The organism is Streptomyces sp. NRRL S-920 (genome assembly GCF_000717945.1).
Lineage (GTDB): Bacteria > Actinomycetota > Actinomycetes > Streptomycetales > Streptomycetaceae > Streptomyces > Streptomyces alboniger.
Window position 1 is genome coordinate 135946 of sequence record NZ_JODF01000001.1, and the last position, 11913, is coordinate 147858.

At 72.2% G+C, this 11913-nt stretch carries 11 protein-coding genes and 1 pseudogene; 7 read left to right on the forward strand and 5 right to left on the reverse strand.

Features of this window, described 5'->3' with window-relative positions; all coding sequences use genetic code 11:
* Positions 1–48 precede the first annotated feature (48 nt).
* Both pstS and IG54_RS0100590 read left to right on the forward strand, forming a co-directional pair.
* Complete coding sequence (gene pstS, locus IG54_RS0100585) at positions 49–1200, forward strand: phosphate ABC transporter substrate-binding protein PstS (RefSeq protein WP_051819167.1); 1152 nt, start codon at positions 49–51, stop codon at positions 1198–1200.
* A 111-nt stretch (positions 1201–1311) separates the two neighbouring features.
* Positions 1312–1935 (forward strand): LysE family translocator, encoded by a 624-nt coding sequence (locus tag IG54_RS0100590; protein WP_030775676.1) that lies wholly within the window; start codon positions 1312–1314, stop codon positions 1933–1935.
* Between the two features lie 29 nt (positions 1936–1964).
* Here the strand turns inward: IG54_RS0100590 and IG54_RS0100595 are convergent, their stop codons facing one another.
* Both IG54_RS0100595 and IG54_RS0100600 read right to left on the reverse strand, forming a co-directional pair.
* Entirely contained in the window at positions 1965–3173 is a 1209-nt protein-coding gene (locus IG54_RS0100595; protein ID WP_030775679.1) for a cytochrome P450, read from the reverse strand.
* 128 nt (positions 3174–3301) lie between these two features.
* Positions 3302–3634, reverse strand: a complete 333-nt coding sequence (locus IG54_RS0100600) for an ArsR/SmtB family transcription factor (RefSeq protein WP_030775682.1) — start codon at positions 3632–3634, stop codon at positions 3302–3304.
* Between the two features lie 127 nt (positions 3635–3761).
* Between IG54_RS0100600 and IG54_RS0100605 the strand changes: the two genes are divergently transcribed.
* The 5 genes from IG54_RS0100605 to IG54_RS0100625 all read left to right on the forward strand — a co-directional run bounded on the left by IG54_RS0100605 (position 3762) and on the right by IG54_RS0100625 (position 9361).
* On the forward strand, positions 3762–4877 hold the full coding sequence (locus tag IG54_RS0100605; RefSeq protein WP_030775686.1) for a cation diffusion facilitator family transporter: 1116 nt from the start codon (positions 3762–3764) through the stop codon (positions 4875–4877).
* Positions 4878–4995: 118 nt separating this feature from the next.
* Positions 4996–6480, forward strand: coding sequence for a PepSY-associated TM helix domain-containing protein (locus tag IG54_RS0100610; protein WP_030775688.1), 1485 nt, complete (start codon positions 4996–4998; stop codon positions 6478–6480).
* Positions 6481–6802: 322 nt separating this feature from the next.
* Positions 6803–7180 (forward strand): hypothetical protein, encoded by a 378-nt coding sequence (locus tag IG54_RS0100615; RefSeq protein ID WP_063756169.1) that lies wholly within the window; start codon positions 6803–6805, stop codon positions 7178–7180.
* A gap of 136 nt (positions 7181–7316) precedes the next feature.
* Positions 7317–8516, forward strand: coding sequence for an acyl-CoA dehydrogenase family protein (locus tag IG54_RS0100620; RefSeq protein WP_030775692.1), 1200 nt, complete (start codon positions 7317–7319; stop codon positions 8514–8516).
* Between the two features lie 110 nt (positions 8517–8626).
* The gene (locus IG54_RS0100625; RefSeq protein WP_030775694.1) at positions 8627–9361 is read left to right on the forward strand and encodes a hypothetical protein; all 735 of its coding nucleotides are present in this window, start codon (positions 8627–8629) and stop codon (positions 9359–9361) included.
* A 4-nt stretch (positions 9362–9365) separates the two neighbouring features.
* Here IG54_RS0100625 and IG54_RS0100630 read toward each other — a convergent pair whose 3' ends face one another.
* The 3 genes and pseudogenes from IG54_RS0100630 to IG54_RS37515 form a co-directional block, all read right to left on the reverse strand.
* On the reverse strand, positions 9366–9584 hold the full coding sequence (locus IG54_RS0100630; RefSeq protein ID WP_030775696.1) for a hypothetical protein: 219 nt from the start codon (positions 9582–9584) through the stop codon (positions 9366–9368).
* Between the two features lie 359 nt (positions 9585–9943).
* Positions 9944–11386, reverse strand: a pseudogene (locus IG54_RS0100635) (PAS domain S-box protein); the annotation flags it as partial.
* A complete protein-coding gene (locus IG54_RS37515; RefSeq protein ID WP_199809474.1) occupies positions 11379–11756 on the reverse strand; it encodes a PadR family transcriptional regulator in 378 nt (125 codons plus the stop codon). The pseudogene IG54_RS0100635 and the gene IG54_RS37515, both read right to left, overlap by 8 nt.
* Between the last annotated feature and the right edge of the window lie 157 nt (positions 11757–11913).

Sequence of the window (11913 nt, forward strand, 5' to 3'; positions counted from 1 at the left end):
GAAATCCGTTCGCGGTATCCCGAACCGCGGTATCCCGAGGGGACAACGTTGCGACGCCCACGTCCAGGACGTACCTACCGAGGCAGCGGCACGGCCGCCGCGGGCCCACTGGCGGCCGTGCTGTCACTGGCCCTGGCGGGGTGCGGGTTCGCCGGCCCCGGGGAGGGGGAGGGGGACGACCGCGCGTCCGCCGCTCCCGCAGCCGTCGCGGGGATCGACTGCGCGAGGACGGGAAAGGTGCCAGGGACGGGGTCCAGCGCCCAGCAGAGCGCGATGAAGTTCTGGATCAAGGAGTACCAACGCGCCTGCCCCGGCGTGCGGATCGCCTACAACCCCATCGGCTCCGGGGCCGGCAGCGCCCAGTTCCTGCGGGGAGCCACCGCGTTCGGCGGCTCCGACAGCGCGTTGAAGCCGGACGAGGTCGCCCTGTCCAAGGACGTCTGCCGGGGCGGCCGCGCGATCGACCTGCCCATGGTCGGCGGGCCCGTCGCGATCGGATACGACCTGCCGGGCGTCGACAGCCTGGTCCTCGACGCCCCGACGCTCGCCAAGATCTTCGACCGGCGGATCACCAGCTGGGACGACGCGCGCATCCAACGGCTCAATCCCGGTGCCGAACTGCCCTCCATGCCGATCCGCCCCGTCCATCGCTCCGACGACTCGGGCACTACGCAGAACTTCCAGGCGTATCTCGCGGGCGCGGCCCCCGACGCCTGGCGGCACCCGGTGGGCAAGGCCTGGCAGGGCAGGGGCGGCGCGTCCGCGAGCGGGTCGAGCGGAGTCGCGGCGGAGGTCACTTCCGGCTTCGGCGCGATCGGCTACTTCGAACTGTCCCTGGCGCGGGCCCGGCACATCAAGACCGTCAGCATCGACACGGGAGCGCCCGCCCCCGTCAGGCCCACGCCCACGACGGCGTCGGCCGGTATCGCGGCGGCGGCCCGCGTAGCGGGCAAGGGCAAGGACATGACGCTGAGGTTCCGCTACGGTTCCTCGGCGCCGGGCGCGTACCCGATCGTCCAGGTCACCTACGAGATCGTCTGCGACAAGGGAAACCACCGGGCGACCCTGCCCGCACTGAAGTCGTTCCTGAACTACACCGCGAGCGAGGCGGGCCAGGAGCCGCTGTCCCGCCTGCACTACGCGCCACTGCCGGAGTCCGTCGCGGGCCGGGTACGCGAGGTGGTCCGCACGCTCGCCTGACGGGGCCTTGCTGCGGCGCGGGTCGGCGTTGGCTCGGCGCCGGTTCGCCCCACCCGCGTCACTCCAAACCCACCCCGCGGACAGGAAAAGGCCGGATGCGAGACTGCCCGTATGTTCACGGAGATCATCGCGGCAGCCGGTGTCCTCGGGCTGCTCACGGTGGTGCCAGGGCCGGATATGGCCGTGGTCACCAGACGGGCCGTCAGCTCCGGTTGGCGTGACGGGCTGCGCACGGTTGGCGGCATCACCGCAGGGCTGCTCGTCTGGGGCGTACTCACGGTGGCCGGACTCGCCGCCGTGCTGGCCGCTTCGGCCGTCGCCTACACGGCCGTCAAGCTGCTCGGCGCCGCCTATCTCGTCTTCCTCGGGATCCAGGCCCTGGTGCGCAGCCGCAAGGGTGCGCCACCGTCCGCCGCCGTCCCCGGCGCGGCGGCGGACGGCGGCAGCCCGTGGCGGACCGGCCTCGTCAGCAACGTCCTCAACCCCAAGATCGCCGTCTTCTACACCGGCCTGCTACCCACTCTGACGCCCCATTCCCTGCCCTCACACCTGGGCATGGCCCTGCTGGTCCTGCTGCACGCGGCCCTCACCCTGGTCTGGTTGGGCGGTTATGTCATGGTCCTGGCCAAGGCCCGTGCCTTCTTCGACAGGCCCGCGGTACGCCGCGCCCTCGACCGGGTGACGGGCGTCGTGCTGATCGGCTTCGGGCTGAAGGTGGCGACAGCCGACAGCTGATACGGGCGTCGAGGCACCGGGCGCCGGCCCTACTTCTTGTCCCAGGCGACCGGCAGTTCGTGCACCCCGAAGATGTTCATGCCGGTCCGCAGCGGCACGTCATCGGGGGCGACGGCGAGCCGCAGCGTCGGGAACCGGGTGAACAGCGCGGGGATCGCGACCCGCATTTCGATGCGGGCCAGCTGCTGGCCGAGGCACTGGTGGATGCCGTGGCCGAACCCGACGTGGCCGGTGGCGTTGCGGCGCACGTCGAGGGCGTCGGGGTCGGGGAACCGCTCCGGGTCGCGGTTGGCCGCCTCCATGGATACGACGACCGTCTCGCCCGCCCTGATCAGTTGGCCCGCAACCTCGGCGTCCTCCAGCGCGGTCCGCGCCCCCATCTGGGCGACGGTCAGATAGCGCATCAGCTCCTCCACGGCCGTGTCGGCGAGACCCGGATCGCCTCGCAGGGCCGCGAGTTGGTCCGGGTTGCTCACCAGGGCGAAGGTGCCGTACGCGATCATGTTGGCGGTGGTGTCGAGGCCCGCGCCCAACAGGAAGGCGCCGATCCCCGCGAGTTCCTCGTCGGTGAGGTCGCTGCTGGTGAGGTCGCTGAGAAGGTCGTCGGTAGGGGCGGCCCGCTTGGTGAGGACCAGCTTGTGCAGATACTCCTGGAACGCCGCCAGGGCGGCGCCCTTCTCCTCCTCGCTGGTGCCCTGCGTGATGAGCACCTCGGTCTGCTGCCGGAAGAAGTCCTGGTCGGCGTAGGGCACTCCGAGGAGTTCGCAGATGATCAGCGCGGGGATGGGCTGCGCGTACGCCTGCACCAAATCGAGCGTCGGCCCCCGACGCTCCATGGCGTCGAGGTGGTCGGCGGTGACCTGCTCGACGCGTTCGGTGAGCAGCCGCATCCGGCGCACGGTGAACTTGCCCGTGAGCAGCCGCCGGTAGCGGGTGTGCTCGGGGGCGTCGAGCCCGGTGAGGTCACCCACCGGAGCGGGCCCCAACGTCCCCTCGATCCCGGAGTCGTAGGGGAGGTGCATGAGTTCGTAGCGCGAGCTGAAGCGGGAGTCGCTCAGGATCGCGCGCACCACGGAGTGACTGGTGGCGAGCCACCCCACATGCCCGTCGGGGAAGCGCAGCCGGGCCAACGGCCGCTTCTCGCGCAGTGACGCGTACTCGACGGGCGGGTCGAAGGGGCAGCCCGAGGGGCGCTCGATGGGCAGGCGTACGGGTTCTTCCGACAGTTCGTGCCGCATGGTGTCCTCCGGTGCAGGAAATACCGTGACGCCAGCATGGCACAGAAGTGACGCCAGTACGAGCCAACTTGGCTCCCATTGGCGCTCGTTGGCGTCAATGTGGCGCTGGAGTGGCCGGGAGGAGTGGCTCAGGCGCTGAGACGGTGATGCGCGAGGTTCAACGCCTCGTCGATGACCCGTCGCAGATGGCCGTCGCGGAGCGAGTAGACGACGCGGCGGCCTTCCTTGCGCGTGTCCACTAGCCCGGCGAGGCGCAACCGCGCGAGATGCTGGCTGACGGCGGGACGTGCGGCGCCGCACGCCTCGGTCAACGTGGTCACGTCGGCCTCGCCCTCGCTCAGGCGGCGGACCAGGACGAGGCGGGTGCGGTCGGCCAGAAGTGCCAAAAGCTCGGCGGCGAGGGCGAATTGCTCCTCGCTCGGGGTGTGCGGGTGCGCATGGTGCGCAGGTGGTAGGTGCATGCGTGCGTTCACACGCACATAATGAGGGGCTGGACGGCCGGTGTCCACACCGGCCGGGACCGGCGCCGCCGGTCCGCCGCGGCCGGGCCCGGCCGCGACGCCCACCGCGCACCGGAAGGGGCACCACGTGAGCGACGGCCATCACCACCACCGTGACCACTCCCAACACCACCGTGACCACCCCCACGACCGCCACGCCCACTCCCACGAACCCCACGCCCACCCTCGCAAGTCCCACCCCCACCCCACCGGGCCGAAGCGCCGCACCCACCGCCTGCGGCACCTGTTCACCCCGCACTCCCACGACTCGGCCGACAAGGTCGACACCGCGCTGGAGAGTTCGGCGCGCGGCATCCGGGCGCTGTGGGTCTCCCTCGGCGTGCTGGGACTCACCGCCCTCGCGCAGGCGGTGGTCGTGGTGATGTCCGGCTCCGTCGCCCTGCTCGGCGACACCGTGCACAACGCCGCGGACGCCCTGACGGCGGTGCCGCTCGGCATCGCCTTCGTCCTCGGGCGGCGCGCCGCCACCCGCCGCTTCACGTACGGATACGGCCGTGCGGAGGATCTGGCGGGCCTGGTCATCGTCCTCACGATCGCCGCCTCCGCCGCGTTCGCCGGCTGGACGGCCGTCGAACGGCTCCTGAACCCACGGGACATGAGCCACGTGCCCGTCGTGGCCCTCGCCGCCGTGATCGGCTTCCTCGGCAACGAAGGCGTGGCCCGCTACCGCGTCCGCGTCGGCCGTGAGATCGGCTCGGCCGCGCTCGTCGCCGACGGACTCCACGCGCGTACGGACGGATTCACCTCGCTCGCCGTGCTGGTCGGAGCGGGCGGCTCCGCTGTCGGGCTGCGGCTCGCCGACCCCGTGGTCGGCCTCCTGATCACGGCCGCGATCCTGCTGGTCCTGCGCGACGCGGCCCGCGAGGTCTTCCGCCGCGTCATGGACGCCGTGGATCCGGCGCTCGTCGACGCGGCGGAGGGGGCACTCCTGGAGGTGCGGGGCGTACGAGGCGTAGGCGAGCTGCGGATGCGCTGGATCGGCCACCGGCTGCGCGCCGAAGTGGCCGTCGTCGTGGACGGCTCGCTGACCCTTCGCGAGGCGCACGAAGTGGCCGTCGAGGCCGAGCACGTACTGCTGCACGCCGTCCCGCGCCTGACGGCCGCCCTGGTCCACGCGGACCCGCAAACCGCCGCCGGGGAGCGCGACCCCCACCTGACCCTGGCCCACCACGCACCCGCCTGAATGCGCCGCTGTGGCGCAGGTCACGTGAAGCGGCGGGAACTGGAGTGCTGCGCCGTCCGACTCCTGGACCGGCCCGGTCGCAGCCGGGCCGCTGTCCGTCGATCCAGGAGAACACCTCATGCCCGCCGAACCCACCGTCCTCGCCGAAGGCGACGGGCAGCAGCCGGCCGAACCACAGGATCCGCCCCGAACCGCACAGGCCCGGCCCGCCGGGAAGCGGTCAGGATGGGCGTCGTTGCGGCCGCTGGTCCTGCGACTGCACTTCTACGCCGGGCTGTTGATCGCCCCGTTCCTCCTGGTCGCCGCCGCGACGGGCCTTCTGTACGCATGCTCGTACCAGGCCGAGAAGATCGTGTACGCCGACGAACTGCGCGTGCCGGTAGCGGCAGGCAAGAGCGAACTGCCCCTGTCGCGCCAGGTGGCCGCGGCCCGCGAGGCGCACCCGGAGGGGGAGGTCAGCGCGGTCCGGCCCGCGCCGGAGAGCGGCGCCACCACACGCGTCCTGCTCTCCGGGGTGCCGGGCGTCGACCCCGAACGCACGCTCGCCGTCTTCGTGAACCCGTACACCGGAGAGGTGCGCGGCGCGCTCGAACAGTACGGGGCGACCGGCGCCCTGCCGCTACGTACCTGGATCGACGAACTCCACCGGGATCTGCACCTCGGCGAGCCGGGGCGGCTCTACAGCGAACTAGCGGCCAGCTGGCTGTGGGTGATCGCGGGCGGCGGCCTCGTCCTGTGGTTCGGACGCCGCAGGTCGCAGCGGAAGCTGCGCGGCACGACGGGCCGCCGCCGCACGCTGTCGCTGCACGGCTCGGTGGGCGTGTGGGCCGCGCTCGGACTGTTCTTCCTGTCGGCGACGGGGCTGACGTGGTCGGCGTACGCGGGCCAGAGCATCAGCGATCTGCGGGACGCCATCGGCCAGAGCACGCCGACGGTGACGGCGAGCGTCACGCCGGGAGCGGAGCCCGGCGAGGGTTCCGCCGGGGAGCACTCCGGGCACGGCGCGGGCGGCGGTTCGGGCGCCCCGGCCGACACGGGGAGCGGGAAGCGCGGGGCCGACGTCGGTCTCGACGCCGTACTGAAGTCCGCCCGCGGCGAGGGGCTCTCGGATCCGGTGGAGATCATTCCGCCCGTCGACGCCTCGTCCGCGTACGTCGTCAAGCAGGTCCAGCGCAGCTGGCCCGAGAAGCAGGACTCGGTCGCCGTGAACCCCGCGAACGGCGAGGTCACCGATGTGCTGCGGTTCGACGACTATCCCGTGCTGGCGAAGCTGACGCGGTGGGGCATCGACGCGCACTCCGGTTCGCTCTTCGGTGTCGTCAACCAGATCGCGCTCGCCGCGCTCGCTCTCTGCCTGATCCTGCTGATCGTGTGGGGGTACCGCATGTGGTGGCAGCGCGGCAGCGGTTCCTCCTTCGGGCGGCCCATGGCGCGCGGCGCCTGGCAGGACGTACCGGCGTACGTCCTGGTCCCGCTGATGGCGGCGATCGCGGTGCTCGGCTACTTCCTGCCCCTGCTCGGCATCCCGCTGGCGGCGTTCCTCGCCGTGGACATCGTGCTGGGGGAGATCGCGTACCGGCGGGGGAGGCGTACGTACTCCTGAGACGCCCTGCCTCGGGCCCTCGTCGCCCTTCCCCGGCCCCCCGCCGCCAGGCCTCGTCGCAATGAGGTTCGGGCGAATGTGTGTGACCGGCGTCTGAGCGGGCACTCGAAAGGTGGGCCCCGCCGTGTCTCCCCCGTCGCGGCGGGGCTCCCCTGAGGGAGCGCCGAGGCCGGACCGCCGGCCCAGCTCCCCGTCACCGCCGCCCCGCCCCACGGCACGCCGCTTCTTCACCCCTCTCGCCGTCACGCGCCGGGCGCGCCGCTCCTCGCCGGTTTGGCCCGCCAGGCCGCGGCTACCCGTGCGGCAGCGAAGGGAGAGGCCCGTGACCGCCACGACTTCCTCACCGCCCGTGCCGCAGGAACGCAGCCACCAGGACCTCGTCCGCTATCTGGAGGACCGCTTCGCCTGCGCCCAGGCCTGCGACGACTGCGTGCGCGCGTGCACCCGGCGGCAGGGCCCCGCCGAGCCGGGTGACGCCCTCCCCACCACCTGCGCCGACGTGTGCGACGCCACCTCCCGCCTCCTCGCCGAACAGCCCAACCAGGACGAGCAGCGGATCCGTATGCAGGTCGAGTGGTGCCGGGACGTCTGTCTCCAGTGCGCCGCCCTCTGCGACCTCCGCCCCGCATCGGCCGGCTGCGCCCAGGCGTGCCGAGGCTGCGCCGAGGCCTGCGACGACTTCCTCACGACACTGGGCTGAGCTGCCTCACGACACCGCACCGAGCCACCTCGCAACTCCGGGCCGAGCCACCGGCATTCCCTATTCCTGAAACACGTTCTACTGTGTGCGCCGTCAAGTCCGAGGCCGAGCGAACCAGTCAGAGCCTGGAGGGGCCGTGCACCTCGCATACACGCCTGAGCAGCAGCAGTTGCGCACCGAGCTGCGTGCGTACTTCGCCGAACTGGTGCCGGACAACGTCTACGCGCGGCACGGCGACCCCGCCGCCCGGAAGCGGTTCTACCGGGAAACCGTCCGGCGGCTGGGCACGGACGGGTGGCTCGGCGTCGGGTGGCCCAAGGAGTACGGCGGGCGCGGGCTCACGCCCATGGAGCAGTTCATCTTCTTCGACGAGGCCGCGCAGGCGGGCGTCCCGCTGCCGCTCATGGCCCTCAACACCGTCGGCCCGACGATCATGCAGTTCGGCACGGAGGAGCAGAAGGGCTACTTCCTGCCGAGGATCCTCTCCGGGGAACTCGACTTCGCCATCGGGTACAGCGAGCCCGACGCGGGCACCGACCTTGCCGCGCTCAGGACGAAGGCGGTCAGGGAGGGCGACGAGGCCACCGGCCACTACACCGTCAACGGGCAGAAGATCTGGACGACCAACGGCGACACCGCCGACTGGGTGTGGCTCGCCGTCCGCACGGCCGCTCCCGAGGACGGCGTCCCGCTCCACAAGGGCATCACGATGCTCCTCGTCCCGACGAGCGACCCCGGTTACTCCTGCACCCTCATCAACACCCTCGCCTCGCACGACACCACCGCCAGCTACTACGAGAACATCCGCGTGCCCGTCTCCCGCCGCGTGGGAGAGGAGAACAAGGGCTGGCGCCTGATCACCAACCAGCTCAACCACGAGCGCGTCACCCTCGCCGCCCACGGCACCATGGCCATCCGCGCCCTCCACGACGTGCAGCGCTGGGCAATGGACACCAAACTCGCCGACGGCCGCCGCGTCATCGACCTCGCGTGGGTCCGCCGATGCCTGGCGAAGACCCACACCAAGCTCGACGCGATGAAGCTGCTCAACTGGCAGATGGTGAACGCCGTCCAGGACGGCACCCTCACTCCGCAGGACGCGTCCGCCGTCAAGGTCTACGTCTCGGAGGCGCGTCGCGACGCGTATGCCTGGCTCATGGAGGTCGTCGGCGCGGCGGGCGCCCTGAAGGAGGGGTCGGCGGGCGCGGTCCTCCACGGTGAACTGGAGCGCGGCTACCGCTCGGCCGTGATCTTCACGTTCGGTGGCGGGAACAACGAGATCCAGCGCGAGATCATCGCGTGGATCGGCCTGGGGATGCCGCGCGTGCGCCGCTAGTACCGGTACGGGCCCGGACTGGCCGACAGGGTGCGACTCCCCGATGAACAGCGGCGCAGCTCAGCACCGCCTCCCAGCGACAACCGGGGCAAGCGCTAATCTCCGTACGTATGACCGATTATCAAACGCGTGACCGGCTCGCGGCTGACCTCGCGAGACCGACGACCCGCCGCGTCTTATGGCCCGCAGCGGGTGGCACCGCGTTCATCCTCGCCGCCGACCTTGCCACGCGCGCCTACAACCACTACGACTCCATCCCGGCCGTCCGCAGGCTGGTGAACGTCGACGTCGAGGCCAACCTGGCCACGTGGTGGAACAGCACGCTCCTGCTGGCCGTGGCGGGCATGGCGCTGACCGCCGCGCTGCTCAGCGGGGCCGGCGTGCGCCCCGGGCGCCTGTCCTGGCTGGGGCTCGCCGCCGCGACCGCACTGCTCAGCATCGATGAGACAGTCTCGTTGCACGAACGCCTCGGTGAGGTCGGCCGGTCGTGGAAGGAGTGGGCCGGGGGCTCGCTGCCCACGCACGCCTGGGTTTTGCCGGGCGCGGCGCTCGCGGTGGCGGGCACCGTGTGCGCCGTGCTGTGGGCGCGGAAGCTCCCGCGTGACCTGCGGTACGGGCTTCTCGCCGCACTGGCGGTGTATCTGGGCGGGGCGCTGCTGACCGAGGCGTTCAACGGCTGGGCGCTCGAGAACGGCCACAGCACCGTGCTCATGCTGGGCACGCTCGTGGAAGAGGGCTTGGAGATGAGCGGCTGCCTCGTGGCCCTCGCCGCCCTCGGCCGGTACGTCATGCTGGAGCGCGACCCGGCCTCCGGGCGCGCGGCGCTCCGGTTGCGGGACGGTTAGAACCTCAGCGGCCGATGAGGCTGTGCAGGCCGATCGTGCAGCCGCCGAAGGCGGCCAGGCCGGCGAGGAGAGCGCCGGCGGTGCCGCCCGTGCTGAGCAGGGTGAGGACGCCGACCACGGTGCTGAAGAACGCCGCCATCAGCAGGATCAGCGCCGTGCGCTGGCTCAGCAGTGCTTCGTTGGCCGGGCCCGGGTCGGACGGGGGAGTCGGCGGGGTGCTCATGCGGGCCCCGTGTCGCGGCCGCTGCGCACGGTGTAGGCGTACCGGGGCATGGCCAGCAGCTGGTCGACGATCCAGGCCCACTGGGCGCGGCGCCCCGGCAGGTCGGCCAGGTAGCCGCGCTGTTCCTCCACCCACTCGTGCCGCTCGTCCGCGGGCAGCAGCAGGGCCAGTACGCGGGCGATGAGCTGGAGCGCCCGGCCTCCGGAGGCGTTCTCGTAGCGCTCCCGCGCTCGTGCCGGGGACCACGGTGACGGCTCGTCGGAGTCGGTCGGCTGCCGGTCCTCCGGGGGCGCCTTGGCGTCCTCGCCGGCGGTGCCGCGGTCCGTGTCAGCGGTGAGCCCGGGAAAGCTGTAGGTCGTGTCGGCCCCGCGCCGGACCTGGCCCCGCAGCGGGCTCTGACCGCGCACGGCCCTGCTGTTGAAGAGGAACCCGCCGTGGTGGCGGTTGATGGTCGACTCCACGGTCAGCCAGGCACCGGTGCCGGACTTGAAGCGGCACTCGATACGCGTGGTGGGTTCCTCGACAGGGCTGGCGGCGAGGAAGCGGCGCAACTCGTGGACCACGAGACCCAGATCCATGGGGTGGATGAGCGAGGCGAGTTGGGAGCCGACGAGCTCGTCGGCGTCGCGGCCGTAGACCCCGCTGGCGGCCGGACTCACGTACCGCAGGACGCCGCTCGGCGCGGCGATCATGATGACGTCGCTGGAGCCCTGGACCAGCGACCTGAAGAGGTTCTCCTTCCGGGCCAGTTCCTGGGCGAGCGTGATGCTGTCCAGGAGCATCACGGCTTGGCGCGCCACGAGGGCCATCACCACGGAGCCGGCGGTCAGCAGGACCACGCGGTCGACGCGCTGGCCGCTCAGCGCGTTGTAGAGAATCCCCAACATGCAGACCGCCGCGGCCAGATACGGCGTGAGGGCCGCCAAGGAGCCGGATGCGGGGGTGACGGGGGCGGCAGGGGCGCTCTGCCGATCCGGCCTCACACGGGTGTGGGCCCGGGTGTCGCGGACGGCGCCGCGGCGTGGCATCCAGGGTGCGTACGCCAGCAGCACGGCGGCGGCGAACCGGCAGGCGTCCAGGACCGGGCTGGAGTGGGAGCCCCCACGCGCCAGGGGGGAGCCGAACAGGGTGTCGCACAGTACGGTCAGGGTGAGCGCGGCGATCACCGCGCAGATGGCGGGCCGGTCGGCCGAGGAGCGCCGGAAGCGGAGCACGAGCACCGTTCCGACGAGGACGGTTTCGAGCAGCGGCAGGGCCAGGGAGAGCGCGGTCGGCGCCACGGCCGGTCCGTCGTCGAAGCCTGCGGCACGGTCCACGGCGAAGCTCCAGGAGAGCGTCAGGAGTGAGCCGCCGACGAGCCAGGCATCCAGGGAGAGACAGGCCCAGCCCGCCCGGGTGGCCGGGCGCCGGGCGAGCATCAGCAGTCCCACGATGGCCGGGGGAGCGAAGCAGAGCAGGAACAGTCCCGCGAGGAGCGGCGGGGCTGCCGCGCGGCCCTGCACCGCCTCGTGGCAGCCCCAGACGATGTCCCCGAGCGCCGCCATCGCCGAGGAGAGCGCGAACAGCAGCCAGGCGGCGCGCAGCGGGCGCGGCCGGTGCCTGGCGTGCAGGAAGCAGGAGATCGCGGCGGCCGCCGCGGCCGCACCGAGGCCGAAGTGGCCCATGAGGAGGTCGAGTCGGGCCGACCCCCAGCCCAGGACGGAGCCCGTGGCGTAGCCGGCGCAGAGCGCCGCGAGCAGGAGCCGTAGCACACGCGACCCGGGCGCGGCCCGCTCAGGGCCGGCGATACCCCGCTCACTCACCGCTGCCTCCGGCCAGTCCGGGACGCGCGACGCGCGCGCGGCCCGTGGCGGGTGCGGCGGCCGTCGCCTCCGCCAGGGCTTGTGGCGCGGCGGCGGCGCCCTTGGAGCTGACGCGGTAGAAGCGGCGGCGCGGGCGACCCTCGCCCTCGGCGATCTCATCCCGCTCCCAGTACCGCTCGACCCAGCCCGCCTGCCGCAGGCGTTCGAGGATCGGGAAGAGCGTGCCGTTCGGGAGACCGGTGCGCTTCGACAGTTCCAGTCCGTACAGCCCATCGGCGAGTACGACCGTGCGGTGGTCGCGGGCGTCGCCGTGGCCGAGGAGGGCGCGCAGCACTGTTTGCGTGTGCGGCGTCATCTTCACATCCGGCATGGGCGCAATCTACTTAGGTCGAAGGATCCTTGTCTACCTAGGTAGCCGAGCAGTGATCGGGGCGGGATTCCGGCTGGAACCGAGGAGGCGGGGAGGTCACACTGGGGAGCGACGGGCCGCAAGGCGCCACCGGCAGCAGAAGGCGGCACCGGGCAGC

Excerpts from the sequence above, each read along its gene's own strand:
- IG54_RS0100595 (WP_030775679.1), bottom strand. The coding sequence starts at position 3,173 with ATGCGGCACGAACTGTCGGAAGAACCCGTACGCCTGCCCATCGAGCGC.
- IG54_RS0100630 (WP_030775696.1), bottom strand. The coding sequence starts at position 9,584 with ATGAGCACCCCGCCGACTCCCCCGTCCGACCCGGGCCCGGCCAACGAA.
- IG54_RS37515 (WP_199809474.1), bottom strand. The coding sequence starts at position 11,756 with ATGCCGGATGTGAAGATGACGCCGCACACGCAAACAGTGCTGCGCGCC.
- IG54_RS0100600 (WP_030775682.1), bottom strand. The coding sequence starts at position 3,634 with ATGCACCTACCACCTGCGCACCATGCGCACCCGCACACCCCGAGCGAG.
- IG54_RS0100625 (WP_030775694.1), top strand. The coding sequence starts at position 8,627 with ATGACCGATTATCAAACGCGTGACCGGCTCGCGGCTGACCTCGCGAGA.
- IG54_RS0100610 (WP_030775688.1), top strand. The coding sequence starts at position 4,996 with ATGCCCGCCGAACCCACCGTCCTCGCCGAAGGCGACGGGCAGCAGCCG.
- IG54_RS0100590 (WP_030775676.1), top strand. The coding sequence starts at position 1,312 with ATGTTCACGGAGATCATCGCGGCAGCCGGTGTCCTCGGGCTGCTCACG.